Consider the following 25,121-nt stretch of genomic DNA (forward strand, 5'->3'; position numbering starts at 1 on the left):
CCCTTGCTTGTGCTTGTTAGCTGACGGGTTCAAGTTGAAGCGCTTCCTGATATTGAAGTTCAGGTATTTCTTTTACTGCAATATTGCCATTTGCAAATTTCTTTAATTTAGCGTCGTGGCTATACAATACTTCCGCATTACGTGTAATTGCGGTTGCAACAATCATACAATCTGCTTTCAATTCCTGTCTTGTTGCTTGCATTTCTTTTTGCAACTTCGCAACAAGACCGGATTCTTGTTTTTCTCGCCACAGGCGAGCAAACAATGCAGCAGCCTTCGCATCATATGATGGCAAATCAAAGCCGCTCTCCAACAGGTTAACCACCATAGCATGATGCATAGGTTCAATTGCTGTGAGAAGTTCACCGACAACAATTGATGGCACCATTATTGTGGTTTTATTAGACCTACACCATTCAATGAATGCTTTGGTTCGATGAATCATAACTTCTTGACCGTCTTCGGCACGCTCCCTAATGCCCCATATGAGTATATGAGTATCAACACAAACCAACTTCATTACTCATCACCTCCACCATTACGGAGATCGGTTACGAAGGCAGAAACATCCTTTATGCCAAAAAATGCATCTCCAACCATGTCCGAAAGCTCACCTAGAACTTTTGTTGGGTCAATGTTTGGAAATTCTTTTACGGTGTGAATTTTGAACTCGTCAAGCTCTAACGTTTTTGACTCCCACTTTGCAGTACCTTCAAATTTTGCCAACGAATACAGCTTGTGGCCCAATTCTTTAGCAATATCTTCTGGCACTTCACAATACAGCGTGCTGCCATCCATTAGCTCTATCATCGCTTTTGGCGTTTTACCACCAACACGAATAACCTTGCCCAAAATTTCGGTTTGCCCATAAATATACGTAGGGCTAGGTATTACCGTATTTGGTGAAATTATCGTGACTTCTTTGTTGCTACCAGAGCCTATAATTGCATCGCACGAATGGCGCTTAGAGAATGATGAAACTACCTTTAAGGAGTTCAAGCTCTGGGGTGTAAGCGATTCAAAATCACCGCGCTCTACTGCCTCAGCTGCTATCACGAAAGCTGATACGACCGCAGCCGCAAATGTGGTTTTGAATTTTAGACCGATGCTTTCATCTTCAATGGCATAGAATCCAACTATTATGTCTTCCTTCGAAAGTTCAGGGTTATGTTTTAACGCTTCAGCTATCGCCATCTCCTCAACAGACTCGAGGATCTCCGCAATTTCTCTTGACCTTATGAGCCCAGGCTTTATGCCTTCACCCCTCAATCTTATTTTTAATTCTTCGTCCATAATGAATCTCGATGATGGTATTCAGCTAACGCTACCAGCACAGGCCGGAGCTGTGTTGATTGGTTTGTGCCAGCGTAGCGATAAGGCACAAACCGAGCAACATAGCGGAGGTCCAGCCAGCTTGCTGGCGAGTGTGGCTGGAATTGTATGGTTGGAATAACACGATTTCCCTTCCTGTTATCTAAGCGATAAAGTGTGGCCCATGTCTGCGGCAACAGACATTCAGCACGGTAGCTCGATGGCTGAAAGGCACCGGTATTACCGAGTCCGTTAACAAGCCGGAGCGCCGTGCTGACCCTACTTTTAACTCGAACAGTCGAAGGGGCCACGAGCCCGAATGTAGCAAGGGTGAGTTATGAACACAACCTCTAGAGCGAACATCAAACAAGAACGAAATATTGGTATCGATGTGGGTAAAACTTTTCTCGATATTCACATTTTGGAGTGTGATCGTTATTGGCAAATTCACAACACAGAAAGTGACATTAAAAATCTTATTAAAACTTTACGGCGTTATAACTTAACCCGAATCGTTGTTGAGGCCACAGGTGGATATGAGCGATCGCTCGTTGAAGCTTTGGCAGACGCAGACATGCCGGTTGTCGTTGTTCAACCTATGAATATTCGGCAGTTCGCGAAGGCTCAAGGAGTGATGGCTAAAACGGATAAGATTGATGCTCGAATCATTGCTCAATTCAGTGCGATTATGAAGCCTGAGGTTAGAGCAATAAGTAGCAAAAAGGTACGGTACGTCAAGGACTTACTGGCGAGAAAGCGACAGTTGATCGAAGCTAGAACCCAAGAGCTTAATCGGCTTCACAAGTCAGTAAACAGATTAGAGAGATCGCACGCTAGACTAATTAAAGTTCTGGACAAAGAAATAGATTGGGTCAACGTTCGACTTACGAAAGCTGTGGCTGAGGTGACGGAATGGCAATCTACCTATGATCTCTTGTTGAGCGTTCCTGGTGTAGGTCCGGCGGTAGCGCATACGCTCTTAGGAGAGCTACCAGAACTTGGTTCATTGAGTAGCCGACAAGTCGGCGCGCTTTGCGGGTTAGCGCCCTACAATCGAGATAGTGGGAGCATGCGAGGCAAACGAAGAATCAAAGGTGGCCGAGCACCAATTAGAACCGTTTTGTATATGGCAATGATGAGTGCGATTCAATGTAATCCAATCATGAAAAACTTCTTCAACAAGTTGGTTGCATCAGGAAAGCACAAGAAGGTAGCGCTCACCGCCTGCATGCGAAAAATGATGACCATATTAAACGCCATGGTGCGTGATGGAAGTCGGTGGCAAGAGGCCTAATAAAGTAAGAATTGCTTGCGGTAGACTTGACTTGGAACCACAGTCGCTTGTTATATGTGGTGGCCAAGTTGCGCTACCTGCTGTTTAGTTTATGTGTAGCACAGCCAAAAGGTGCGGGCCACGGTTTTGAAATTTAGTGCGTCGTTTCGCGGGCTGCTGAGAACGAACGGGAAGAGGGTGTTGATTTGGTGCTTTACCTTCCGTTGGTGCCACGTAGCTGCCTTGCGATTTCTGCTTTGGTGCCTAGCCTAAGTTTACCACCCTGGATGGGTATTGCTACTTTGTTTGTGCAGTGCTGACCGCGCTAGGGGACTAAGGTGTCGCACGGATACTTTGCTGTGAATCACTGTGATGGTTCAGCTCATAACCCCCACAACCACCGTAGACTTATAACGCCTAGCTCACCGGAAAAATACGAGCAAAGCGAGTATTTTATCCGGTGCAGCTATTTGTTAGCTGTTTTTTTGTTGAATTTGATGACGGCATTTTCGTGCGCCTCGGCTATTAAAGGAAGTAAATCTTCAAACATGGATACGCTTGGGTTTAACACCTGAACCCAGGACATCCATCCGTAGATTGGGTGGGGCATGAGTTTATTTAACGCCGTGAAATCATGACCAGTATCAATGATGCCACCCTTAGGCGGTCTTTTAGGTTTACTGCCAAAGTGCTTTTCATAAGACTGTTTTGCGATCCCGATACTTAACCTAAATACACCATCACGATCTAGCTCGGATGCCTTGTCGTTATCACCGTTCTTTTCTTTCAGGGTGCAGAAGTATACGCCATTAGGTAGTGCCATACCGGGGTTGTAAAAGAATGAGGTTTCCCCCCAGCTTGCCTTGGGAACGACACCTTCAAAATCAGTTTTGATTCTTGCGACAATATCTTTTACTTGCACGAAATTTCCTCAAAACTGCTAACGCCAAACGACAGCGGCCGACCGGAGCAGAGCATTTTTTGTGGTAAAAGGAGCGAAGCGATACCACAAAAAAAGCGGAGCGTAGAGAGGTCCACGATTGCGACAGCAATCGGTGCTGATCGTGTTTGTTAAGTGTTGTAGGTATAAAAGTGCCACGTACTTTTGTTCGTATCAAGTGAATCGTAGAGTTTCTGTGCTTGCTCATTAGCTGGAGCGGTTACCCACTGCAATCTAAAGGCACCGCTTTCAGCAGCGAATTCACGGCAGCGTTCTATGAGCATTCTTGCAATACCAGTTCGGCGATGGGTCGGCAACGTGTACAAGTCGTTTAAAACGGCAACCTTGCTCGTAATAGTCGTTGCATGCGAGAAGTATACTGTAGCGAATCCGACTACATCACTATCTTTCCTGAAGAGAAATTGGCAACCTGAAGGACTGTGTTCACCGAATTGTGAAAGGAATTCAAAGTTCTTATCGTCGCTAATATTCGTTACTTTATAGAATTCCTGATACGCTCGAATTAACGGGAGTACCTCTGACAAGTTTTTTTTCGATACTGATTCTATCATTGGGACTATGAAGCCTCGTGACACTTAACGCTACCAGCACAGGCCGGAGCTGTGTTGATTGGTTTGTGCAAGCGTAGCGGTAAAGCACAAACCGAGCAACGCAGCGGAGGTCCAGCCAGCTTGCTGGCGAGTGTGCCTGGTATTGTTATATGTGGTGGCCAAGTTGCACTACCTGCTATTTTAAATATGCGTGGCACGTACAAAAGTGTGGGCCACGGTTGTACAGTTTGGTTTGCTGTTTCGCGGGCTGCTGAGAACGAACGGGAGGAGGGGGTGTGTTGCTGCTTTACCTTCCGTTGGTGCCACGTTGCTGCCTTCCGATTTCTGTTTTGATGCTGAGCCTAAGTTTACCACCCTTGTGATGTATTGCTACTTTAGCTTTACGCTGTAGGTGGTGCTGCGGAGCTTCTGCATTGCACTGATACTTTGTTGGGGTTCACTACAATGGTTCAGATTGCTTGCCTTAAAACCACCGTAGACTTATAACGCTACCAGCACAGGCCGGAGCTGTGTTGATTGGTTTGTGCCAGCGTAGCGTTAAGGCACAAACCGAGCAACGCAGCGAAGGTCCAGCCAGCTTGCTGGCGATTGTGCCTGGTATTGTTATTCGTCACATTCCATGCTCCGTAAAAAACGTGTCTATCTGACTCTGTATCGAGGCTGCAAGCTCTTCCGAGGGTGTTAGAAAATACAGGTCGGGGGCGTAAGGATCGTCCTTGAAGACCTGATATCTGAGAGGAATTTCAGAACCCTGATAATTTACCCGAAGATCTTTCCAGGCTTCCTGATCATAGGGTAGATTCTCCGAAAACTGATCTAGAGCAATGGCATCCAAGTTCAGGCCCAGCTCGTCATTTAGTTGCTGCAGGAACGGTAAAACGAGCTCGGAGTCGAATCCTGCAGAGGCTTCATGCATCTGTTGCGCGCTGGTGTTGCCAATTCCAAATATCGCGAAAACTGTTACCAAAAACTTCTTCATATTGCTCCTTAATTGAACGCTAGTGTGACGCATAACGCCGCCAACACAGGCGAGCAACTTGTTGCGAGTCCAGCGCCAGCTTGCTGGCGCGATTGTGGTTGGCATTGTTATTTGCCATTTGCCTAAATATTTTTTTGCATATTATGACCACTTACTCGATAACCAGCGCTCTCGTATAAAGCTCTAGCGGCTGAATTATGGCTAAAAACGTGGAGGCCCAAACTTTTTGCTCCCAATGTTGATACATATTTTTCGATAGCTTGAAGAGCAGATTTGCCATATCCCTTTCTACGATAGTTTTCATAAATTTCGACATTGTATATAAATGCTGGTTTAGTAGGCACAGCTTCTTCGACTTTTACCCATATATGACCGACTTTTTCATTACTTATGGTTTCTTTGATAATGAATATATAGTTCTCTTGGGTTTCTATTCCCTGAGGCAATAAAGAGTTATAGGAATTTCTTGCCCTCTCCAACGCATCAGACACATCCCAACGCCCAGAATCAATATTGGCTTGTGCATAGGCTGGTATAGCCATTTCAATGAAAGCTAAATACTCGTAATGATTCATTGACACTAATGATACTTGCATTTTTTCCGGGATCTCACCTATGACTTATAACGCCCGCATCAGTGGGCAACCGTAGTGGAGCCCGATTTGTGCAAAAATGACCGCAGGGAATGCACAAAACGGGCGGAGCGTAGGTTGCTCCACTGCATGCGATTGTTATATGATTGATGCCTATACACCATGCGCATTCCTTACCAGCAAGTATGTAGATAGGGGCAAGATCATGCAACAACTTTATAATTCCCAGGCCACTAAAAAGCCAACTAATGTTAGTATAAACAGTGACTTACTATCAAAAGCCAAGGCACTAAAAATCAACTTATCCGCTACTCTTGAATCCGCCCTAATTGAACTAGTTAGTAAGAAGCAGCGAGAGTTATGGCGCGAAGAGAACCGAGACACCATTGCTTCGTACAATCAGTTGGTAGAAGAACATGGCGCCTTCAGTGATGATCTGAGATCCTTTTAATGGCTCAATTCATCGCCTACAAAAATCCCAACAGCAGAACGAAAAAGCTCTACCCATTATTACTAGATATTCAGTCAAACCTTCTCGATGAGCTGAAAACCACTATAGTGATTCCCTTGAGCCCTTCTTCAATCTCTGGTTCGTCAGCTATTACCAAGCTTTGTCCACAAATTGATATTGAAGGGAAGCCTTACATTGCGATGACTCAGCAAATTGCCGGAGTTGAGAGATCAGTGCTTGGCAAAGAAGTTTATGACCTTTCAGGCTACCGCTCCGAAATTATCGCTGCTTTGGACTTCGTCATTTCGGGCATATAACGAGACCGTAGAAAAACTAAATCGGCAATCCCTGGTATTTCGTTACTACTTCTCATAGTCTCATCGACCCATTTTTAAACTGTTCTGTCGATATTTTATGTGATATCGCGTTCGTCGACTTGTTGTCGGTACAGCACTAGTTTATCGCCCCGTAGTTGGCGATTTTTTCAATATTATGGACTAAACAATACAGTTGCCATTGGCCCTGCACCTTTCGTTTCCCTCGAAGTGAGAAACGATCTAACCCCTTCTGGGTGCCTATGTTAGCAAATACCGGTTCTACTGTAGACATTCGATGCCCGTAAACTTGTTTTCCGTACCGGCTATCTACTCGCTTTTGCATCCAAGCAGTTGGTGATTTTGAAGTGTTCACAGTGAAGGACACTTGTCTACCGTGGCCTTCTCTGGTGTCAGCGGAGGAGGGGTTGCGCATACATTCATGCTTTCTCGCGCAAATTCGGCAGTCCGTCAGTTTTCCTTCAAAGAAGAGCTTCACTTTTCCAACGTCGTCTGTTGTTTCGTTGCGCAACCACATTTCGTTACCTTCAGGGCAAATGCAGGTTTTATTTCGTTTGTTTAATTTAAACTCTGATGCCGGGATAACTTTCTTTACACCTTTTACGCTATCTTGGTGTCGCTTACCGTGATCGCTCTTCTGGCTTTTGAATTTTGGGTCGCGAGATCGGAAGGCGTTGTCTGGTACGTAGGCGTTTATCTCTTCCTCTTTCAGATAGGCATAATTAGCTTCGTTGGCAAACCCGGTATCAGCGGTGACAACGATTTGGTCTTCTATTAGACTACCGAATTCAGCACCAGCGTAACGCTGTTGAATCTTATCCAATACTGGCTTTAGTGTGTGGTGTTCTTGGCCTTCACCGAATGCTTGGGCATCGACAATGATTTGGTGCTTTTTGTCGACGGCAGCGACGCCGTTGTAGCCCTGTATTGTGCCTTTACTGGTAAGCATCTTAGCCGATTCATTGTCGGTGATATTGCTTTTTACTTCCTTTGGCCGTTTACCTTGCCCCATCCTTGGGGCTGCTGTCTTTAGGAATTGGTCGATTTTGCTAAAGTGTTTATCCAGCGTGCCGAGTGTTTTTTCGAGTTGATCCTTCCTATCACCTTCGCCTTTTCTACGCCGATCCAGACTCTTGTGTTCTTTCATGCAAGCTTTAATTTGTTGTTGAATCTTGTCCCGCTTACGCGCAAGCTCATCAAAGGTGCCAGAATGTTCTTTGGCGGCGTTAGAGGAGATCTTGCACCCATCAATAGCAATCAGTTCGTGGCCGATTAAACCTTCCTCATCGCACACCATCAGAATCTGAGTGAAGATATCTTCAATCGCGTCGGGATGGCTGCTAATGAAGCTGGCGATACTTGTAAAATGAGGAGTAGTGTCGCACGTGAGTGCCTTAAACATGATATTGTTTTGGCATTCCCACTCGATGTCTCGACTGGAGCGAACTCCTTTGTAATAGGCGTAGAGTATAATTTTCAACAAAATAGAAGGGTTGTAAGCGGAGCGACCGCCAGTGTCGTTTTTATATTTGTCGTAAAAGGCTGAGAGATCGAGCTTGTCTTCTATGAGGTGATGCAGGACAAACTCAAACGTACCAGGCCGAATCTGCTCTTCAAAATTGACTACAACCATGGTGTCTTGGTTGTAGTTAGGGGTTTTGAAATTAGGCATACAATAACTCCCTTTGGTGATACCCCATTTTAGCGAAAAACGACTGGTTTTTGGAGTTTTTCTACAGTCTCAACGCCCAAAGCAGCGGCGGCGAAGCCGTCCAGCCACGGAGTGGCGCTGTTGCCTTTGTTTGTTAAGCATTTATTTCTGCCTGAGCTTTCTTGGATAGACTTGCAACTGCCTTACTAAAAGACCAACTTACCAACTCTTTAAGATACACAGAATCTATTGTATTTACATCTACGACAGTGACCCAATGGAACCTACGCATATACCTTGCCGGTTTTATTCCAGGCTGATCCGTTAGCTCGAGAAACCTGTCCGGAGTTACTCGAAAACTAAAGCGCCACTGTTCTGGCTCGCTAGTTTTGAAGTATGCGAAGTTTTTCCCTCTTATTTTATAAGAAAGTACATTTGCGGGATGACCGCTCTCCATTTCCATGGCTTCGGGAAAGGATCTACAATATTCTTTAACTTGTTCTACATCCATTACTAGTATTGCTTAACGCCAAGCTCACCTGTAGTTTTTGCGGAGAGAAATTGTGTAAAATGGAGCGCAGCGACATACACAATTGAGCGTAGCAAAAAATGTCAGGTGCAGCTTTTTGTTAGATTTTTCTTCGACAACGAACATTGACACCTTGCCCTGTTATGCGAAAGTCATAGTATTTGATTTCACATACCCCTGATTTAAGTAGTACATAGCCTTTAAAGGCTAAGGTACTACACCATGTTTTATCGAAGGATTCATAAGCTTTCGGCGTATTGCTTTCATCTTCTGGCATGAGCCATAAATTGCCTTCAAGAAGATACTTATTAAGCCCAACATTTTTCCGCTTTAAAACCTCTGCGCCATCACACCACATTTTATCGGTGTACTTCATTCCATTGATATGGAATGTCATAAAATATTCAATGTCAAAATCCAAAGTATTGCGGTCATCTAAAAGCCGCCAACCATATTGGTTTATTCCTCTTAAGTTTTCGGCAAGTCGTTTCTCTTCAGCTAGCAGCCTACTTAACCTGTTTCTGTCAATTCTATACATACTTGTGATGGCTACTGCCATAAATCTAACGCCAACAACACGGGACCAGCGCAGTGGAGCCAATTTGCGGTAGAGTGAACGAAGTGAACCGCAAATTGGAGGAGCGTAGCTGGTTCCCGTGCTTGTTTTTGTTATACGATTTGACTGACATCTTCTAGATCTACTTGTCGTGCTAGTTCTCGCTTATAGGTGATTAGTTCATCTTTTTCCATTACTCTGAGTTGACGGCCATAGAGCGAAACCAATTGGTACTTTTTAAAGTCGAGCTTCTTTTGGTACCATGAATTGGAAATTGAATCATATATTTTACATTCTTTATCACTACCTATTTCAACTATCTGATCTATATAGTTAAATTGCACATAGGTGAGATCCCACCTTTCACCGATATGGTGTGCAGGACCAAAAGTGACGTAGTCCTTCCCCATATCTGAAATTTGATTAATGAATTGATCTGGTACATACAGATCAATATCGGCTAACTGCCGTGTTGATCCATATGCTTGAGCTGCGAGACCGCCGCATATTAAATACGGGATATTACCTTTATCCAGGTAATCAATTATCCAGTCTAGAGCAGGTATTCTATGCATCGAAGTTCAAATATAGGTTTCGTATAACGCCGCCAACACAGGCGAGAAACTTGTTGTGAGTCCAGCACCAGCTTGCTGGTGCGATTGTGGTTGGCTTTGTTAGTGTTCTTGGTCAACATTAAGAGCAAGGATCTCAATTGCATTATTTACCTTAAATTTATCAGCTTTGCTAAGTTGACTGAATTTTTGACTGACGCCCACTGTATTAAAGTTTTGAGCTTTTGACTTGTTGCGTATGCCCAAGACTACCCAGTCAGCAGTGACTCCAAGCTCGCGTATCAAATTAGCTAAAACGTCCATATTTGGTTCGCGAGTTCCGTTTAAATAGTTTGAAATAGCCCCCTGGGTGATGCCCAACAGCTCAGCCATATCTTTTTGTGTTAGGTCAAGCTCTTTCATCCGCTCTCGGACTCTATCGTTCCAATTTTTGATGGCACAATCTCCTGAGAACACTAACGCCGCCATTATTTGCGGCTGCACAGCAGCCGTCAAATAGATGGCTTTGTTAGCTTTTTATTGAATACCTTAAAAATTCCGCTCTTAATTAAATTATTCTCTATTGAATAAATACAAAGCATTTCAACGCTACCAAGTCCCTCAGGAAAGTTACGTATAATTAATTCATGGTCTATGACTGTATCGTCGTATACTCTCCGCTCTATTATGCTTGCGTTTAAATCTGGTTCTAAGAAACGAGCTGCGATATTCTTTTGAATTTCTGCTCGGCCATTTGCCAAAATTTCGCCATCAATAGAGCGCTGCACTGCTTCGACGGCGTAGGTCGACGCCCATTCAGCGGCATCTTTCCTGTTGTATGCGGCTAGTTGCCTATCTACAACTTCGATTATTTTGTCGTTCACTTCTACCTCAGCTTTATTAAGCTAACGCTACCAGCACAGGCCGGAGCTGTGTTGATTGGTTTGTGCTAGCGTAGCGTTAAGGCACAAACCGAGCAACATAGCGGAGGTCCAGCCAGCTTGCTGGCGAGTGTGGCTGGAATTGTATGGTTGGAATAACACGATTTCCCTTCCTGTTATCTAAGCGATAAAGTGTGGCCCATGTCTGCGGCAACAGACATTCAGCACGGTAGCTCGATGGCTGAAAGGCACCGGTATTACCGAGTCCGTTAACAAGCCGGAGCGCCGTGCTGACCCTACTTTTAACTCGAACAGTCGAAGGGGCCACGAGCCCGAATGTAGCAAGGGTGAGTTATGAACACAACCTCTAGAGCGAACATCAAACAAGAACGAAATATTGGTATCGATGTGGGTAAAACTTTTCTCGATATTCACATTTTGGAGTGTGATCGTTATTGGCAAATTCACAACACAGAAAGTGACATTAAAAATCTTATTAAAACTTTACGGCGTTATAACTTAACCCGAATCGTTGTTGAGGCCACAGGTGGATATGAGCGATCGCTCGTTGAAGCTTTGGCAGACGCAGACATGCCGGTTGTCGTTGTTCAACCTATGAATATTCGGCAGTTCGCGAAGGCTCAAGGAGTGATGGCTAAAACGGATAAGATTGATGCTCGAATCATTGCTCAATTCAGTGCGATTATGAAGCCTGAGGTTAGAGCAATAAGTAGCAAAAAGGTACGGTACGTCAAGGACTTACTGGCGAGAAAGCGACAGTTGATCGAAGCTAGAACCCAAGAGCTTAATCGGCTTCACAAGTCAGTAAACAGATTAGAGAGATCGCACGCTAGACTAATTAAAGTTCTGGACAAAGAAATAGATTGGGTCAACGTTCGACTTACGAAAGCTGTGGCTGAGGTGACGGAATGGCAATCTACCTATGATCTCTTGTTGAGCGTTCCTGGTGTAGGTCCGGCGGTAGCGCATACGCTCTTAGGAGAGCTACCAGAACTTGGTTCATTGAGTAGCCGACAAGTCGGCGCGCTTTGCGGGTTAGCGCCCTACAATCGAGATAGTGGGAGCATGCGAGGCAAACGAAGAATCAAAGGTGGCCGAGCACCAATTAGAACCGTTTTGTATATGGCAATGATGAGTGCGATTCAATGTAATCCAATCATGAAAAACTTCTTCAACAAGTTGGTTGCATCAGGAAAGCACAAGAAGGTAGCGCTCACCGCCTGCATGCGAAAAATGATGACCATATTAAACGCCATGGTGCGTGATGGAAGTCGGTGGCAAGAGGCCTAATAAAGTAAGAATTGCTTGCGGTAGACTTGACTTGGAACCACAGTCGCTTGTTATATGTGGTGGCCATGTTGCTACTTGGTTTTTTGTTTATGTGTGGCACGGCCAAAAAATGTGGGCCACGGTTTTGAAAATTGGTGCTTTGTTTCGCGGGCTGCTGAGAACGAACGGGAGGAGGGTGTGTATTTACTGCTTTACCTTCCGTTGGTGCCGCGTTGCTGCCTTGCGATTTTTGTTTTGGCTCTGAGCCTAAGTTTACCACTATAGAGCTATATTGCTACTTTAGCTTTACGCTGTAGGTGGTGCTACTGAGCTACTGGATTGCGCTGATACTTAGGCGTGAATCACTGGGATGGTTCAGTTCGCTACTCCCAAACCACCGAAGACTTATAACGCCCGCAACATGGGCCGAGTGAAGCGAAGCGTAAGGAGGTCCAGCGCCACGAAGTGGTGCGACCATGGTTGCGATTGTTATACAAGCCACTTGTACAATACATAAGCGTCTACGAGCCCTTTTTTACTGTGATTGAAAGCGCATGGTAATGTACCTACAATTTGAAAATCTAGTTTTTCCCATAGCTGTAATGAGGGCAGATTGGTGCACACCACCAAATTAAATTGCATTGCTTTGTATCCAAGCTCAACAGCATATTTTAAAGAATGCGTTGCTAACCTGAAACCGACACCGCTACCCCTGGCGAATGGACTTACAACGTAGCCTGCGTTCGCGACGTGTGAGCCTAGCCCCATCTGGTTATTTTTGAGGTGGTAGCTTCCGATAACTTTACCATCATTAAGTGCTACGAACGTATGTGCGGGTTTCTCTATCCAGTAACAGCGAGCTTCTTCTTCACTCGTGTCAACATGATTGGGGAAGGTGTCACCTTCTTTGAAGACGCTTCGAAGTATTCCCCACACTTCATCCCAATCAGATTTCCGGTATTCTCTAATTTCCACTCTATTTGCTCTTAGGGGGTATAACGCCGCAAGCAAAGGCAAGCGTTAGCGAGTCCAGCACCGAAGGTGCGATTTTGCCTTGCTTTGTTACACGTTAACTTTGTACTTGAGATCATTGGCCTCATCACCTGTGATGCCCCTGAAGCCCCATTGATGTGGGGCTTGTTCCTTAATGGTTATTTCAACATCGATTGGGGACAACAAAAGCTGGTTTTCAAGTTGTTGAAAAAGAGACTTGATAAGTGCTTTTTGTGTCTCAGGTTTACGGCCGGCCATCATGTTTATTTCTATAACAGTGTATGCATCAGTTCTACCACCTGGGAAATAAAAGTCTTCTCTATCCAGTGGCACAAATCTGTGGGCACGTTTGTCTTCTGGCATGCCGAGAACAGACTGCATGCAGCCGTGAATTACATCAGAGAGTTTTGCCTTGATAGGATTTAGGTTTTCTTTGATCCCGTATACTACGATCATACTTGTTCCTTCATAGACGTGTAACGCCGCCATTTGCGGCAAATTTGGAGTGGAACGTTTTGCGCTAGCGTAGCTTTTAAGCGTAAAACGAGCCACGGAAAATTTGTCCAGCCAGCTTGCTGGCGATGCAAGATGGCCTTGTTATGCATGTTTGTTTACCCTCCATGGTGGGTTTAGACGATTTTCACCCGCCCAATACAATATGATTTTATTTCCTGCAGGATCGTGAAGGATTGCCTCACGCCAAAGATACTGCATATCCGTAGGGTCTTGATAAAATTTAAACCCTTTTTCTTTTAGAGAGGAAACCAATTTGTCAAGATTTTCATCTTCAAAGTATATGGCGCCACCGTTAGTAAATTTCTCAGTTTCCAGCGATAGAGAAAATGTGGCCCCTCCTTCAGGGCAGACGAATCGAGCGTAATGTGGAGTATCGACAATTTGCAAAAATCCCATTCTTCTGTAGAAATCCACTGATTCTTCCATCTCTGAGACAGGTAATGTCACTTGATTCATGTTCATTACTGAATCCTAGAGTTTGCATAACGCCCAAAGCAGCGGCGGCGAAGCCGTCCAGCCCGTAGGGCGATGCTGCCTTTGTTTGTTATGTGCTTAATCAATAGGATACAGCTCAAAATCGACGAACTGCTCCCATTTTTTAAACCAAACATAAAATAGAGACTCATCATTCGATTCCATCAACTGAAAGCAGATATTTTTTTCTGTGTTTACCCACGAGTTCAAATAGTACAAACCGTCTGGGAATTGACGACCCTTAGCGTTGTACACCTCGTAATTCTCTTCCATTAGACCAGGTTTGAAATTCTCAACAACCATGTACTTCTTCAAAACTTCTCCTTAGTAGCGCATAACGCCGGAGTTAAGTGGCGGCGCGTAGCGCCGTCCACTTGAACGACTTGTTAGCCCGGCTACTTATTGAAGAAATTGCCTCATTTTCCTGCCGCCAACCGGAACCAACCCGTTTTGTTTATAAAATGCCAACGTCCTTTCGAATTCAGGCAGAGGTGGCGTGCATAACTCGATGCACGACCATCCATTACTTAGGCCATACTCCCTAACCTTAGAAATCAAACTTTCGCCAACACCAAAAGACCTAAAATCAGGATCGACATAAAATTCAGGGATGATTCCTACTTTACCACCAGCATATAGAGCATATGATTCTGTGAAAGTGGACACAGCAATTGCCTTTGAAGATGAATAACCAATGATTGCGCCATATTTGCAATTATGGATCAACTCCCTACATCTCTTTATAGTCTCATTAACATCTATATTAAAATGTTTTGAATTAGTTCTTTTACTAATTTCTTCGGTCAACTTTATCACCATGATAGCCACATTATCAGCATCACTTTCATCCGCAATTTTAAATTTAATATCCATATCAGTTTCTTGTTAAGGCTAACGAGACTGTAGAAAAACTAAATCGGCAATCCCTGGTATTTCGTTACTACTTCTCATAGTCTCATCGACCCATTTTTAAACTGTTCTGTCGATATTTTATGTGATATCGCGTTCGTCGACTTGTTGTCGCTACGCCACTAGTTTATCGCCCCGTAGTTGGCGATTTTTTCAATATTATGGACTAAACAATATAGTTGCCATTGTCCCTGCACCTTTTGTTTGCCTCGAAGAGAGAATCGATTTAACCCTTTCTGGGTGCCTATGTTAGCAAACACCGGTTCTACTGTAGACATTCGATGCCCGTAAACTTGTTTTCCGTACCGACTATCCACTCGTCTTTGCATCCAAGCAGTTGGTGATTTTGAAGTGTTCACAGTGAAGGACACTTGTCTACCGTGGCCTTCTCTGGTGTCAGCGGAGGAGGGGTTGCGCATACATTCATGCTTTCTCACGCAGTTGCGGCAATCTGTCAACTTCCCTTCAAATGCGAGTTTCATTTTACCGTAGTCGTCTATCGATTCCGTATGTAACCACATTTGATTCCCTTCAGGGCAAATGCAGGTTTTATTTCGTTTGTTTAATTTAAACTCTGATGCCGGGATAACTTTCTTTACACCTTTTACGCTATCTTGGTGTCGCTTACCGTGATCGCTCTTCTGGCTTTTGAATTTTGGGTCGCGAGATCGGAAGGCGTTGTCTGGTACGTAGGCGTTTATCTCTTCCTCTTTCAGATAGGCATAATTAGCTTCGTTGGCAAACCCGGTATCAGCGGTGACAACGATTTGGTCTTCTATTAGACTACCGAATTCAGCACCAGCGTAACGCTGTTGAATCTTATCCAATACTGGCTTTAGTGTGTGGTGTTCTTGGCCTTCACCGAATGCTTGGGCATCGACAATGATTTGGTGCTTTTTGTCGACGGCAGCGACGCCGTTGTAGCCCTGTATTGTGCCTTTACTGGTAAGCATCTTAGCCGATTCATTGTCGGTGATATTGCTTTTTACTTCCTTTGGCCGTTTACCTTGCCCCATCCTTGGGGCTGCTGTCTTTAGGAATTGGTCGATTTTGCTAAAGTGTTTATCCAGCGTGCCGAGTGTTTTTTCGAGTTGATCCTTCCTATCACCTTCGCCTTTTCTACGCCGATCCAGACTCTTGTGTTCTTTCATGCAAGCTTTAATTTGTTGTTGAATCTTGTCCCGCTTACGCGCAAGCTCATCAAAGGTGCCAGAATGTTCTTTGGCGGCGTTAGAGGAGATCTTGCACCCATCAATAGCAATCAGTTCGTGGCCGATTAAACCTTCCTCATCGCACACCATCAGAATCTGAGTGAAGATATCTTCAATCGCGTCGGGATGGCTGCTAATGAAGCTGGCGATACTTGTAAAATGAGGAGTAGTGTCGCACGTGAGTGCCTTAAACATGATATTGTTTTGGCATTCCCACTCGATGTCTCGACTGGAGCGAACTCCTTTGTAGTAGGCGTAGAGTATAATTTTCAACAAAATAGAAGGGTTGTAAGCGGAGCGACCGCCAGTGTCGTTTTTATATTTACCGTAAAAGGCTGAGAGATCGAGCTTGTCTTCTATGAGGTGATGCAGGACAAACTCAAACGTACCAGGCCGAATCTGCTCTTCAAAATTGACTACAACCATGGTGTCTTGGTTGTAGTTAGGGGTTTTGAAATTAGGCATACAATAACTCCCTTTGGTGATACCCCATTTTAGCGAAAAACGACTGGTTTTTGGAGTTTTTCTACAGTCTCAACGCCGCCCACAGGGGCCGTAATGTAGGTGCTTGTTTTGTGCTAGCATAGCGAAAAAGCACAAAGCAAGCACCGGAATGGAGGTCCAGCCCGCATGCGGGCGAGCCTGATGGGCCTTGTTAGGCACCTGTATTCGATCCCAATACCATGTTATCGATAAAGAATTGGAGCTTTGGTGGAATAGTTACCCCACCCTTTGTAGATAAGTGAGGCGTCCAAGCCATGTTCATACCCATAACTACGCTTTCTCCTATGTACATGCCCCTGATTAAATGCTGCACTCCGAATTTGCGATTATTAAACAGATAGGCCGCACATCTAAACTCAATGTTTGAGATAGCTAGTTTGAACTTTTCTAGCTCTATAACGTTATTGTCAACATTGAAGAGGCGGGAAAAGTATTCTGCTTCCCCGTGCTCATACTCAAAGTATTCATCTGGAGACGGATAGCTTAGGTCAAACCCAAAACTTGCACCATTGTTAAAGTCCATGACCCCGAAAAGCACTCCATCTTCACCATCATGTGCGTGTGGGATTAGATTCCACACGTTGGAGTTGTAAGAAATAGATATCGGATGAAACCGAGATGACCACTGATTGTTTGCAAGTGTTCTCATTATTTTTTATGCCTAACGCCGCTATAAATTGCGGCTTTGGAGTTGATTGTTTTGTGGTAGCGCAGCGCTAAACCACAAAACAAGCGACGGAAAAGGCGTCAATTTGATAGCTTTGTTATATGCGATTTTGGATATGAATTTCAAGCTGTGCATTTGACCACGACTCTAATTCAAGAACAGCATTATAAGGGTCGCCTTCCAGTGCCAGAACCTCACTAATTGCTGGCTCTGTTTTTAGCCCGCTACGCTTGAGCTTACGAATTTGTTGTTTGAAAGACTCGCCACCTAACCGAGCTAAACGCTGCATTACCTGATAATGACGGAATGCTAATTGTTGCGTGACTGGAATAGGTGCTCCATAAATCTCAAAAAGAAAGCCTGAGACTTTAAACTGACCAATGACACACTCAGCATATACACTCAGGCTGTAAGAGTCATGATTCTGGAAGCTACTTGAAATTAGCGATGCAAAAGCGTTCTGTTGTTGATATTCGCAGACCACATCAATATCACTTTGGTCAGTATCGAATTCCACGAAAATAGTGCTAACTATATTCGGTGAATACGCCTCAAATACTTCTTTCACTCGAGATTGCAAAATCGCTTTTTCGGCTTTTTCTATTTTACTGGTCACGATGAGCCTCAAAGCATATAACGCCTGCCACAACGGCTTGGGTGAATTGGCGGCGTTTTTGCGTCTTTTTGCAAAAACGATGACAGTTTACCCAAGTCCGATTGATGGCACTTGTTAGGCTTAATTTCTTAGCCAAATATACCAATGATTGCCCCCATTAAAGCGAGCTCTACAACGCTATGCGCTGAATTTATTAAAGTTAATTTTGAAGGTGTACGTGCAAAACCATTGTAATAACCCAATGAGGTTACTGTAATTACAGTTGCAATGAACACACCAAATAATGCACCACTTAGAACACCAGATATGTCTAATGCGGAAATGAGCAAAGCAATAAGAATAGTTTTTGCCAGCCCAGAAACTAAGGATATGACAAATGCACCGCCAAGGCCTTCAGTATTATCTGCTTGCTCTTTAGTGAAACCTAAAGAATTAGCCCACGCTTTACCAAAAACTGCCCAATGGTACCAAACAAAGCCCAGTACATAACTTGTTATCGTAGCGATTGCTACTGCTATGTAGTTTATGTTCTGTAATCCTTCTAGAATATTCATATATTTCCCTATCTTGATTTTGATTGCCTAACGCTACCAGCACAGGCCGGAGCTGTGTTGATTGGTTTGTGCCAGCGTAGCGATTAGGCACAAACCGAGCAACGCAGCGGAGGTCCAGCCAGCTTGCTGGCGATTGTGCCTGGTTTTGTTATATGTGGTGGCCATATTGCTACCTGGTATTTTGTGTATGTGTGGCACGGATGAAAGGTGCGGGCCACGATTTTGCAATTTTGTGCTTTGTTTCGCGGGCTGCTGAGAGCGAACGGGAGGAGGGTGTGTCGTTGGTGCTTACCTTCCGTTGGTGCCACTTAGCCGCCTTGCGATTTTTCCTTTGGCGCTGAGGTTAAGTTTACCACTCTGGTGGGCTATTGCTACTTTGCTTGTGCAGCGCTGACCGCGCCAAGTGGCTAAGGTTTTGCACAGATACTTTGTTGGGATTCACTGCGATTATTCAGTTTGCCAGCCCTAAGACCACCGAAGACTTATAACGCTGCCATTTGCGGCAAATTTGGAGTGGAGCGGTTTGCGCTAGCGTAGCTTGAAAGCGCAAAACGAACCACGGAAAATTTGTCCAGCCAGCTTGCTGGCGATGCAAGATGGCTTTGTTATGTTTTACCATGACTTTGATTTGTTGGTCCTTTTTCTGGCCAAAGCAAAGCAACCAAGAGCCATTAGGATGCCGAAGCCAGTTTTTGGTTGGCCATTGTATGCACCTGCAACAGAAACTATAGCGATAAGTGCTCCGATAACGTAAGTCGTGGACGGCGAAAAGACGCCAGTTCCATTCTTCGTTTTGCCGAATAGTAAGGACAGCCCAGCTATACCAATAGGTACGCCTGCAACAGAACTAAGAATGACTACAACCAGTTCGCCGGTGAGCCATGCACTGAAAGCAAGAGCTATCGCAATAAGTACGCAGGTCAATCCGACTACTTTTCTCGAAGTTGGAGACACTTCTTCCGTTAAGTTATTAGGGCTCAGCATCTCGCTCCAGAAACATAACGCCCGGCACAGAGGCAGTTTTGGAGTGGAGCGGTTTGCGCGAATATGGCGAAGCCATGCGTAAACCGAGCCACGGAAAAGCTGTCCGCCTGCTGCCGCTTGTTACATTTATTTTTGACTATTTAGGTGAGAACTAATGAATGCTTGCATTTCTTTTTGTAGCATAGGTGTCAATGCCGCATTCGAAGCCTGCATTACTGCTTGCTGGCGTGCTAAAAGTAGCTGGTATGCAGGATCTTTTAGCAATTCGTATATCTGCATCAATTCCTCAGCTGTGTAGTGTTCTTTATATGCATCGACTTTAGCTTTCTTGTATTCAGGCGAGCTATACACCTTTTCAAGTAAAGCCAAAACATCTTTTTCAGGAATGTCTGCGCCCGGGATGACTCTTTTCAAGCTGGAGACTATGTTTTTTACTCGAGCTTGATAGTCTTGCTTCAGTGTGAAGTCCACAATCTTCTCTGCGAATTCAGTGTGGCTATCTGCAGATGTAATAGGACTTATGAGAAATATCACTAGTAATAGGTAAAGCCGCATTAAATCACTCCTTTAAAATGTAACGCTACCAGCACAGGCCGGAGCTGTGTTGATTGGTTTGTGCCAGCGTAGCGTTAAGGCACAAACCGAGCAACATAGCGGAGGTCCAGCCAGCTTGCTGGCGAGTGTGGCTGGAATTGTATGGTTGGAATAACACGATTTCCCTTCCTGTTATCTAAGCGATAAAGTGTGGCCCATGTCTGCGGCAACAGACATTCAGCACGGTAGCTCGATGGCTGAAAGGCACCGGTATTACCGAGTCCGTTAACAAGCCGGAGCGCCGTGCTGACCCTACTTTTAACTCGAACAGTCGAAGGGGCCACGAGCCCGAATGTAGCAAGGGTGAGTTATGAACACAACCTCTAGAGCGAACATCAAACAAGAACGAAATATTGGTATCGATGTGGGTAAAACTTTTCTCGATATTCACATTTTGGAGTGTGATCGTTATTGGCAAATTCACAACACAGAAAGTGACATTAAAAATCTTATTAAAACTTTACGGCGTTATAACTTAACCCGAATCGTTGTTGAGGCCACAGGTGGATATGAGCGATCGCTCGTTGAAGCTTTGGCAGACGCAGACATGCCGGTTGTCGTTGTTCAACCTATGAATATTCGGCAGTTCGCGAAGGCTCAAGGAGTGATGGCTAAAACGGATAAGATTGATGCTCGAATCATTGCTCAATTCAGTGCGATTATGAAGCCTGAGGTTAGAGCAATAAGTAGCAAAAAGGTACGGTACGTCAAGGACTTACTGGCGAGAAAGCGACAGTTGATCGAAGCTAGAACCCAAGAGCTTAATCGGCTTCACAAGTCAGTAAACAGATTAGAGAGATCGCACGCTAGACTAATTAAAGTTCTGGACAAAGAAATAGATTGGGTCAACGTTCGACTTACGAAAGCTGTGGCTGAGGTGACGGAATGGCAATCTACCTATGATCTCTTGTTGAGCGTTCCTGGTGTAGGTCCGGCGGTAGCGCATACGCTCTTAGGAGAGCTACCAGAACTTGGTTCATTGAGTAGCCGACAAGTCGGCGCGCTTTGCGGGTTAGCGCCCTACAATCGAGATAGTGGGAGCATGCGAGGCAAACGAAGAATCAAAGGTGGCCGAGCACCAATTAGAACCGTTTTGTATATGGCAATGATGAGTGCGATTCAATGTAATCCAATCATGAAAAACTTCTTCAACAAGTTGGTTGCATCAGGAAAGCACAAGAAGGTAGCGCTCACCGCCTGCATGCGAAAAATGATGACCATATTAAACGCCATGGTGCGTGATGGAAGTCGGTGGCAAGAGGCCTAATAAAGTAAGAATTGCTTGCGGTAGACTTGACTTGGAACCACAGTCGCTTGTTATATGTGGTGGCCATGTTGCTACCTGGTTTTTTGTTTATGTGTGGCACGGCCAAAAAATGCGGGCCACAGTTTTGAAAATTGGTGCTTTGTTTCGCGGGCTGCTGAGAACGAACGGGAGGAGGGTGTGTATTTGCCGCTTTACCTTCCGTTGGTGCCACGTTGCTGCCTTGCGATTTGTCTTTTGGCGTTGAGCTTAAGTTTACCATTGTGGCGGTGTATTACTACTTTGATTGTGCAGTGTTGACCGAGCCACGGGGTTGAAGTGTTGCACGGATACTTTGCTGAGTTTCACTGCGATGGTTCAGATTGCCAGCCTGAAAACCACCGTGGACTTATAACGCTCGCATTTGCGGCTGGTTTGGAGCGAAGCGGAAAACCAGTCCGACAAGATGCGCTTGTTAAATTTAGAAACCCTCTGGATGCGACGATAACCATTCACGGTGCTGCTTCTTTAATAGATCTCTTTCCTGTGGTGATGGCAAAACGATGTCTGCGCCACCATCATAGGGATGAAAAACGATGCGTTTACTGGGACAGATAATCATAATATTACCCACCTCATCGTTTGCCACCATACGAAAGAGGCTATTCAGCTCACTACCAGTAAACTCGACCTCTGACACATGAAGATGCCAATAGGATTCGTAATCGTCGTCATCTTCGTGTTGCACTAGCGTACACCATGGCTCACTGCCTGAAAATAGCTTTAAGGTTTCTGGTTGAGGCTGCGACGGTACGCTTTTCTCAGAGTACTCTGGTAATACAACGAAAACTTTTTTTCTATTACCGCACAACTCTTTCAGAACGATATTGTGCCTACGCAAGACCTCTAAATACTCATCTTCATTTTCTGGGTATCGCTTCGACTCAGGTAAAGAATGAAAGCGTACCCATCGGCTTTTAAACTCATGTTTGAGGTTATGAGCTTCAGGAGCGAAATTATCGAATTCACTATTCCAGAATCTGGCAAGTTCTTCAATCATGGTGAAATTTAACGCTACCAGCACAGGCCGGAGCTGTGTTGGTTGGTTTGTGCCAGCGTAGCGTTAAGGCACAAACCGAGCAACGCAGCGGAGGTCCAGCCAGCTTGCTGGCGAGTGTGCCTGGTATTGTTATATGTGGTGGCCATATTGCTACCTGCTGTTTTGTTTGACGTGGCACGGACAAAAAGCGCGGGCCACGGTTTTGCTGTTTTGTGCTTTGTTTCGCGGGCTGCCGAGAGCGAACGGGAGGAGGGTGTGATTGCTGCTTTACCTTCCGTTGGTGCCACTTTGCTGCCTTGCGATTTGTCCTTTGGCGCTGAGCCTAAGTTTACCACCCTGGTGGAGTATTGCTACTTTGGTTGTACAGTGTTGACCAGCGCTTCTGGGCTAGGGTATTGCACGGATGCTTTGCTGGGATTTACTGCGATAGTTCAGCCTACAATCCCAAAAACCACCGAAGACTTATAACGCTACCAGCACAGGCCGGAGCTGTGTTGATTGGTTTGTGCCAGCGTAGCGGTAGGGCACAAACCAAGCAACGCAGCGGAGGTCCAGCCAGCTTGCTGGCGATTGTGCCTGGTTTTGTTATATGTGGTGGCCATATTGCTACCTGGTATTTTGTGTATGTGTGGCACGGATAAAAGGTGCGGGCCACAGTATTACAGTTTGGTTTGCTGCTTCGCGGGCTGCTGAGAGCGAACGGGAGGGGTGTGTATTTACTGCTTTACCTTCCGTTGGTACCACTTAGCTGCCTTGCGATTCGTCCTCTGGCGTTGAGCCTAAGTTTACCACCCTAGACGCCTATTGCTACTTTGGCTGTGCGGTGTTGGCAGTGCTACAGAGCTACGGCATTGCACTGATGCTTAGCTATGAATCATTGCGATGGTTCAGTAAACCAACCCGAAAACCACCGTAGACTTATAACGCTACCAGCACAGGCCGGAGCTGTGTTGTTTGGTTTGTGCCAGCGTAGCGATTAGGCACAAACCGAGCAACGCAGCGGAGGTCCAGCCAGCTTGCTGGCGATTGTGCCTGGTTTTGTTATATGTGGTGGCCATATTGCTACCTGGTATTTTGTGTATGTGTGGCACGGATGAAAGGTGCGGGCCACGGTTTTGCAATTTTGTGCTTTGTTTCGCGGGCTGCTGAGAGTGAACGGGAGGAGGGTGTGTCGTTGGTGCTTACCTTCCGTTGGTGCCGCTTAGCCGCCTTGCGATTTTTCCTTTGGCGCTGAGGTTAAGTTTACCACTCTGGTGGGCTATTGCTACTTTGCTTGTGCAGCGCTGACCGCGCCAAGTGGCTAAGGTTTTGCACAGATACTTTGTTGGGATTCACTGCGATTATTCAGTTTGCCAGCCCTAAGACCACCGTAGACTTATAACGCTACCAGCACAGGCCGGAGCTGTGTTGGTTGGTTTGTGCCAGCGTAGCGTAAAGGCACAAACCGAGCAACGCAGCGGAGGTCCAGCCAGCTTGCTGGCGAATGTGCCTGGTATTGTTATATGTGGTGCCCAAGTTGCGTTACCTGCAGTTTAGTTTATGCCTGGCACGTACAAAAGTGCGAGCCACGGTTTTAAAGTTTGGATTGCTGTTTCGCGGGCTGCTGAGAACGAACGGGAGGAGGGCGTGTGTTTGATGCTTTACCTTCCGTTGGTGCCACGATGCTGCCTTGCGATTTTTGTTTTGGCTCTGAGCCTAAGTTTACCACTATAGAGCTATATTGCTACTTTGGCTGTGCATTGTTGACCGCGCCAAGGGGCTCAGGTATTGCACGGATACTTAGCTGTGAATCACTGCGATGGTTCAGATTGCCAACCCTAAAACCACCGTAGACTTATAACGCCGCCATTTGCGGCAAATTTGGAGTGGAACGTTTTGCGCTAGCGTAGCGTGAAAGCGCTAAACGAGCCACGGAAAATTTGTCCAGCCAGCTTGCTGGCGATGCAAGATGGCCTTGTTATGTTTAATTGGTAGAATAAAGAGAAATTTCATGCATTGCACTGTATGGTAATACAGATAGGCTTGCAAAACTTTTTGACTTAAAGGCATCGCATATTCCAGTTTCGAGACTAGCATTTTTGTATTGTGATTTTACTGGCTTACAACTCTCTACTTTCCCTTGATCATTTATTTTTATTTCAAATATAGTTTTCCCAGATATATTTGGATCAGCTTTCAGAGCTTTGTTGTATAGCATGAAAATCTTGCCTTTTAAGCTGCTAGCGACACTTTTAAACTCTTTCTCTACTGTGCTTTCTGCAGTTACATTAGTACAATTAAATGCAGCTAGTAACAAGACTATTTTCAATAAACTCTTCATTTTGCTCTCTTAAACATAACGCCCTGCTAAGCGGCCGGAGTGCAGTTGGCGCTTTTTGTGGTACTCGCCACAAAAAGCGCCGACGGAACGGAGGTCAGCTTGAGCAGCTTGTTATATTTCATTTCGACGATTTAATTTCTTTCAGGATTTCTTCGTGATAAGGCTGGGTGGCACAAGCATTCATAGAATTGTAGGCCGCCTTATCACCACTATTTGTGGCGAAGACAATATACCTTTGCCCACTCTCTAAATAGGGATCTACGCAATAGCACCCATCACCTGCAAAGACCGTAATGATGTTTTCCTCATTGCCTTTTATAAGCTCCTCAATTTTGAAAGTGGCTACCTTTGAACCACACTGCTTACCATGTTCGGTAGTCCAGCAAATGCCAGCTTCCTCTTTAATGGGCTTCCGTTCAATCACGGAGCCAACAAACACTATGTCCGCATGTTTGAGATAGAATTTCGTGCTGTTGCACTAAACTTCCATAGCTTGACTGCTCAATGACCAGATAAGAGAAAATACTAAAAAAATATATTTCACCATGACTCTCCAAAAATATA

31 protein-coding genes are annotated in these 25,121 nt (G+C 45.1%); 5 read left to right on the forward strand and 26 right to left on the reverse strand.

The window, feature by feature from the left end:
• Positions 1–16: 16 nt before the first annotated feature.
• Complete coding sequence (locus ACGHM3_RS01125; RefSeq protein ID WP_345426176.1) at positions 17–520, reverse strand: PIN domain-containing protein; 504 nt, start codon at positions 518–520, stop codon at positions 17–19.
• Positions 520–1,293 carry a hypothetical protein gene (locus ACGHM3_RS01130; protein WP_345426174.1) on the reverse strand — a complete coding sequence of 258 codons (774 nt, stop codon included), beginning with the start codon at positions 1,291–1,293 and terminating at the stop codon, positions 520–522. Before ACGHM3_RS01130 ends, ACGHM3_RS01125 begins: the two co-directional genes overlap by 1 nt.
• Before the next feature lie 355 nt (positions 1,294–1,648).
• On the opposite strand from ACGHM3_RS01130, the gene ACGHM3_RS01135 reads away from it, so the two are divergent.
• Positions 1,649–2,605 carry an IS110 family transposase gene (locus ACGHM3_RS01135; protein WP_390517743.1) on the forward strand — a complete coding sequence of 319 codons (957 nt, stop codon included), beginning with the start codon at positions 1,649–1,651 and terminating at the stop codon, positions 2,603–2,605.
• A 445-nt stretch (positions 2,606–3,050) separates the two neighbouring features.
• Here the strand turns inward: ACGHM3_RS01135 and ACGHM3_RS01140 are convergent, their stop codons facing one another.
• The 4 genes from ACGHM3_RS01140 to ACGHM3_RS01155 form a co-directional block, all read right to left on the reverse strand.
• Complete coding sequence (locus ACGHM3_RS01140) at positions 3,051–3,506, reverse strand: DUF6194 family protein (RefSeq protein WP_345421191.1); 456 nt, start codon at positions 3,504–3,506, stop codon at positions 3,051–3,053.
• Positions 3,507–3,655: 149 nt separating this feature from the next.
• Positions 3,656–4,096, reverse strand: coding sequence for a GNAT family N-acetyltransferase (locus ACGHM3_RS01145; RefSeq protein WP_345421188.1), 441 nt, complete (start codon positions 4,094–4,096; stop codon positions 3,656–3,658).
• Positions 4,097–4,706: 610 nt separating this feature from the next.
• Positions 4,707–5,180, reverse strand: coding sequence for a hypothetical protein (locus ACGHM3_RS01150; RefSeq protein WP_390517744.1), 474 nt, complete (start codon positions 5,178–5,180; stop codon positions 4,707–4,709).
• Between the two features lie 17 nt (positions 5,181–5,197).
• Positions 5,198–5,671 carry a GNAT family N-acetyltransferase gene (locus tag ACGHM3_RS01155; RefSeq protein WP_345421182.1) on the reverse strand — a complete coding sequence of 158 codons (474 nt, stop codon included), beginning with the start codon at positions 5,669–5,671 and terminating at the stop codon, positions 5,198–5,200.
• A 202-nt stretch (positions 5,672–5,873) separates the two neighbouring features.
• On the opposite strand from ACGHM3_RS01155, the gene ACGHM3_RS01160 reads away from it, so the two are divergent.
• Together ACGHM3_RS01160 and ACGHM3_RS01165 are read left to right on the forward strand one after the other, a co-directional pair.
• Positions 5,874–6,119: a type II toxin-antitoxin system CcdA family antitoxin gene (locus ACGHM3_RS01160; protein ID WP_345421177.1), complete on the forward strand. Its 246-nt coding sequence runs from the start codon at positions 5,874–5,876 to the stop codon at positions 6,117–6,119.
• Positions 6,119–6,436, forward strand: coding sequence for a CcdB family protein (locus ACGHM3_RS01165; RefSeq protein ID WP_345421171.1), 318 nt, complete (start codon positions 6,119–6,121; stop codon positions 6,434–6,436). The genes ACGHM3_RS01160 and ACGHM3_RS01165 overlap by 1 nt, the downstream gene beginning before the upstream one ends.
• 136 nt (positions 6,437–6,572) lie before the next feature.
• On the opposite strand, the gene ACGHM3_RS01170 is transcribed toward ACGHM3_RS01165, so the two are convergent.
• The 6 genes from ACGHM3_RS01170 to ACGHM3_RS01195 all read right to left on the reverse strand — a co-directional run bounded on the left by ACGHM3_RS01170 (position 6,573) and on the right by ACGHM3_RS01195 (position 10,625).
• A complete protein-coding gene (locus tag ACGHM3_RS01170) occupies positions 6,573–8,126 on the reverse strand; it encodes an IS1182 family transposase (RefSeq protein WP_390517745.1) in 1,554 nt (517 codons plus the stop codon).
• A 133-nt stretch (positions 8,127–8,259) separates the two neighbouring features.
• A complete protein-coding gene (locus tag ACGHM3_RS01175) occupies positions 8,260–8,616 on the reverse strand; it encodes an MmcQ/YjbR family DNA-binding protein (RefSeq protein WP_345420389.1) in 357 nt (118 codons plus the stop codon).
• Positions 8,617–8,734: 118 nt separating this feature from the next.
• Complete coding sequence (locus tag ACGHM3_RS01180) at positions 8,735–9,193, reverse strand: hypothetical protein (protein ID WP_345420392.1); 459 nt, start codon at positions 9,191–9,193, stop codon at positions 8,735–8,737.
• A 110-nt stretch (positions 9,194–9,303) separates the two neighbouring features.
• Positions 9,304–9,765 carry a nucleotidyltransferase domain-containing protein gene (locus ACGHM3_RS01185; protein WP_390517746.1) on the reverse strand — a complete coding sequence of 154 codons (462 nt, stop codon included), beginning with the start codon at positions 9,763–9,765 and terminating at the stop codon, positions 9,304–9,306.
• Positions 9,766–9,864: 99 nt separating this feature from the next.
• Entirely contained in the window at positions 9,865–10,230 is a 366-nt protein-coding gene (locus ACGHM3_RS01190; protein ID WP_345422137.1) for a helix-turn-helix transcriptional regulator, read from the reverse strand.
• 23 nt (positions 10,231–10,253) lie between these two features.
• Complete coding sequence (locus tag ACGHM3_RS01195; RefSeq protein WP_345422134.1) at positions 10,254–10,625, reverse strand: hypothetical protein; 372 nt, start codon at positions 10,623–10,625, stop codon at positions 10,254–10,256.
• 351 nt (positions 10,626–10,976) lie between these two features.
• Between ACGHM3_RS01195 and ACGHM3_RS01200 the strand changes: the two genes are divergently transcribed.
• Complete coding sequence (locus ACGHM3_RS01200) at positions 10,977–11,933, forward strand: IS110 family transposase (RefSeq protein ID WP_390517743.1); 957 nt, start codon at positions 10,977–10,979, stop codon at positions 11,931–11,933.
• A gap of 468 nt (positions 11,934–12,401) precedes the next feature.
• On the opposite strand, the gene ACGHM3_RS01205 is transcribed toward ACGHM3_RS01200, so the two are convergent.
• The 11 genes from ACGHM3_RS01205 to ACGHM3_RS01255 form a co-directional block, all read right to left on the reverse strand.
• Positions 12,402–12,887 carry a GNAT family N-acetyltransferase gene (locus ACGHM3_RS01205; protein ID WP_345426167.1) on the reverse strand — a complete coding sequence of 162 codons (486 nt, stop codon included), beginning with the start codon at positions 12,885–12,887 and terminating at the stop codon, positions 12,402–12,404.
• Positions 12,888–12,974: 87 nt separating this feature from the next.
• Complete coding sequence (locus ACGHM3_RS01210; protein WP_156873705.1) at positions 12,975–13,361, reverse strand: tautomerase family protein; 387 nt, start codon at positions 13,359–13,361, stop codon at positions 12,975–12,977.
• 141 nt (positions 13,362–13,502) lie between these two features.
• Positions 13,503–13,883 (reverse strand): VOC family protein, encoded by a 381-nt coding sequence (locus ACGHM3_RS01215; RefSeq protein ID WP_390517747.1) that lies wholly within the window; start codon positions 13,881–13,883, stop codon positions 13,503–13,505.
• A gap of 90 nt (positions 13,884–13,973) precedes the next feature.
• Positions 13,974–14,210, reverse strand: a complete 237-nt coding sequence (locus tag ACGHM3_RS01220) for a DUF3303 family protein (protein ID WP_345421200.1) — start codon at positions 14,208–14,210, stop codon at positions 13,974–13,976.
• A gap of 84 nt (positions 14,211–14,294) precedes the next feature.
• Positions 14,295–14,768: a GNAT family N-acetyltransferase gene (locus ACGHM3_RS01225; protein WP_345421197.1), complete on the reverse strand. Its 474-nt coding sequence runs from the start codon at positions 14,766–14,768 to the stop codon at positions 14,295–14,297.
• A 158-nt stretch (positions 14,769–14,926) separates the two neighbouring features.
• Complete coding sequence (locus ACGHM3_RS01230) at positions 14,927–16,480, reverse strand: IS1182 family transposase (RefSeq protein ID WP_390517742.1); 1,554 nt, start codon at positions 16,478–16,480, stop codon at positions 14,927–14,929.
• A 190-nt stretch (positions 16,481–16,670) separates the two neighbouring features.
• Complete coding sequence (locus ACGHM3_RS01235) at positions 16,671–17,168, reverse strand: hypothetical protein (protein WP_345426188.1); 498 nt, start codon at positions 17,166–17,168, stop codon at positions 16,671–16,673.
• 115 nt (positions 17,169–17,283) lie between these two features.
• Complete coding sequence (locus ACGHM3_RS01240) at positions 17,284–17,802, reverse strand: DUF4269 domain-containing protein (protein WP_345426186.1); 519 nt, start codon at positions 17,800–17,802, stop codon at positions 17,284–17,286.
• Positions 17,803–17,930: 128 nt separating this feature from the next.
• Complete coding sequence (locus ACGHM3_RS01245) at positions 17,931–18,356, reverse strand: DUF1761 domain-containing protein (protein WP_345426184.1); 426 nt, start codon at positions 18,354–18,356, stop codon at positions 17,931–17,933.
• Between the two features lie 612 nt (positions 18,357–18,968).
• Positions 18,969–19,340 carry a hypothetical protein gene (locus ACGHM3_RS01250; RefSeq protein WP_345426148.1) on the reverse strand — a complete coding sequence of 124 codons (372 nt, stop codon included), beginning with the start codon at positions 19,338–19,340 and terminating at the stop codon, positions 18,969–18,971.
• 126 nt (positions 19,341–19,466) lie between these two features.
• Positions 19,467–19,811 carry a hypothetical protein gene (locus tag ACGHM3_RS01255; protein WP_345426146.1) on the reverse strand — a complete coding sequence of 115 codons (345 nt, stop codon included), beginning with the start codon at positions 19,809–19,811 and terminating at the stop codon, positions 19,467–19,469.
• Between the two features lie 433 nt (positions 19,812–20,244).
• On the opposite strand from ACGHM3_RS01255, the gene ACGHM3_RS01260 reads away from it, so the two are divergent.
• A complete protein-coding gene (locus tag ACGHM3_RS01260; RefSeq protein WP_390517743.1) occupies positions 20,245–21,201 on the forward strand; it encodes an IS110 family transposase in 957 nt (318 codons plus the stop codon).
• A gap of 457 nt (positions 21,202–21,658) precedes the next feature.
• Here the strand turns inward: ACGHM3_RS01260 and ACGHM3_RS01265 are convergent, their stop codons facing one another.
• The 3 genes from ACGHM3_RS01265 to ACGHM3_RS01275 all read right to left on the reverse strand — a co-directional run bounded on the left by ACGHM3_RS01265 (position 21,659) and on the right by ACGHM3_RS01275 (position 24,996).
• Positions 21,659–22,237, reverse strand: coding sequence for a hypothetical protein (locus tag ACGHM3_RS01265; protein WP_345422078.1), 579 nt, complete (start codon positions 22,235–22,237; stop codon positions 21,659–21,661).
• A 1,963-nt stretch (positions 22,238–24,200) separates the two neighbouring features.
• Complete coding sequence (locus tag ACGHM3_RS01270) at positions 24,201–24,557, reverse strand: AgmX/PglI C-terminal domain-containing protein (protein ID WP_345421944.1); 357 nt, start codon at positions 24,555–24,557, stop codon at positions 24,201–24,203.
• Between the two features lie 118 nt (positions 24,558–24,675).
• Complete coding sequence (locus ACGHM3_RS01275; RefSeq protein WP_390517748.1) at positions 24,676–24,996, reverse strand: hypothetical protein; 321 nt, start codon at positions 24,994–24,996, stop codon at positions 24,676–24,678.
• Between the last annotated feature and the right edge of the window lie 125 nt (positions 24,997–25,121).

Origin of the sequence: Halioxenophilus aromaticivorans, assembly GCF_042850945.1 — a bacterium.
In the GTDB taxonomy this organism is placed as follows: domain Bacteria; phylum Pseudomonadota; class Gammaproteobacteria; order Pseudomonadales; family Cellvibrionaceae; genus Halioxenophilus; species Halioxenophilus aromaticivorans.

Excerpts from the sequence above, each read along its gene's own strand:
- ACGHM3_RS01145 (WP_345421188.1), bottom strand. The coding sequence starts at position 4,096 with ATGATAGAATCAGTATCGAAAAAAAACTTGTCAGAGGTACTCCCGTTA.
- ACGHM3_RS01260 (WP_390517743.1), top strand. The coding sequence starts at position 20,245 with ATGAACACAACCTCTAGAGCGAACATCAAACAAGAACGAAATATTGGT.
- ACGHM3_RS01235 (WP_345426188.1), bottom strand. The coding sequence starts at position 17,168 with ATGAGAACACTTGCAAACAATCAGTGGTCATCTCGGTTTCATCCGATA.
- ACGHM3_RS01225 (WP_345421197.1), bottom strand. The coding sequence starts at position 14,768 with ATGGATATTAAATTTAAAATTGCGGATGAAAGTGATGCTGATAATGTG.
- ACGHM3_RS01245 (WP_345426184.1), bottom strand. The coding sequence starts at position 18,356 with ATGAATATTCTAGAAGGATTACAGAACATAAACTACATAGCAGTAGCA.
- ACGHM3_RS01165 (WP_345421171.1), top strand. The coding sequence starts at position 6,119 with ATGGCTCAATTCATCGCCTACAAAAATCCCAACAGCAGAACGAAAAAG.
- ACGHM3_RS01215 (WP_390517747.1), bottom strand. The coding sequence starts at position 13,883 with ATGAACATGAATCAAGTGACATTACCTGTCTCAGAGATGGAAGAATCA.
- ACGHM3_RS01150 (WP_390517744.1), bottom strand. The coding sequence starts at position 5,180 with ATGCCAACCACAATCGCGCCAGCAAGCTGGCGCTGGACTCGCAACAAG.
- ACGHM3_RS01230 (WP_390517742.1), bottom strand. The coding sequence starts at position 16,480 with ATGCCTAATTTCAAAACCCCTAACTACAACCAAGACACCATGGTTGTA.
- ACGHM3_RS01180 (WP_345420392.1), bottom strand. The coding sequence starts at position 9,193 with ATGGCAGTAGCCATCACAAGTATGTATAGAATTGACAGAAACAGGTTA.
- ACGHM3_RS01185 (WP_390517746.1), bottom strand. The coding sequence starts at position 9,765 with ATGCATAGAATACCTGCTCTAGACTGGATAATTGATTACCTGGATAAA.
- ACGHM3_RS01210 (WP_156873705.1), bottom strand. The coding sequence starts at position 13,361 with ATGATCGTAGTATACGGGATCAAAGAAAACCTAAATCCTATCAAGGCA.
- ACGHM3_RS01155 (WP_345421182.1), bottom strand. The coding sequence starts at position 5,671 with ATGCAAGTATCATTAGTGTCAATGAATCATTACGAGTATTTAGCTTTC.
- ACGHM3_RS01175 (WP_345420389.1), bottom strand. The coding sequence starts at position 8,616 with ATGGATGTAGAACAAGTTAAAGAATATTGTAGATCCTTTCCCGAAGCC.
- ACGHM3_RS01130 (WP_345426174.1), bottom strand. The coding sequence starts at position 1,293 with ATGGACGAAGAATTAAAAATAAGATTGAGGGGTGAAGGCATAAAGCCT.
- ACGHM3_RS01200 (WP_390517743.1), top strand. The coding sequence starts at position 10,977 with ATGAACACAACCTCTAGAGCGAACATCAAACAAGAACGAAATATTGGT.
- ACGHM3_RS01265 (WP_345422078.1), bottom strand. The coding sequence starts at position 22,237 with ATGATTGAAGAACTTGCCAGATTCTGGAATAGTGAATTCGATAATTTC.
- ACGHM3_RS01190 (WP_345422137.1), bottom strand. The coding sequence starts at position 10,230 with ATGGCGGCGTTAGTGTTCTCAGGAGATTGTGCCATCAAAAATTGGAAC.
- ACGHM3_RS01125 (WP_345426176.1), bottom strand. The coding sequence starts at position 520 with ATGAAGTTGGTTTGTGTTGATACTCATATACTCATATGGGGCATTAGG.
- ACGHM3_RS01270 (WP_345421944.1), bottom strand. The coding sequence starts at position 24,557 with ATGAAGAGTTTATTGAAAATAGTCTTGTTACTAGCTGCATTTAATTGT.
- ACGHM3_RS01160 (WP_345421177.1), top strand. The coding sequence starts at position 5,874 with ATGCAACAACTTTATAATTCCCAGGCCACTAAAAAGCCAACTAATGTT.
- ACGHM3_RS01250 (WP_345426148.1), bottom strand. The coding sequence starts at position 19,340 with ATGCTGAGCCCTAATAACTTAACGGAAGAAGTGTCTCCAACTTCGAGA.
- ACGHM3_RS01135 (WP_390517743.1), top strand. The coding sequence starts at position 1,649 with ATGAACACAACCTCTAGAGCGAACATCAAACAAGAACGAAATATTGGT.
- ACGHM3_RS01170 (WP_390517745.1), bottom strand. The coding sequence starts at position 8,126 with ATGCCTAATTTCAAAACCCCTAACTACAACCAAGACACCATGGTTGTA.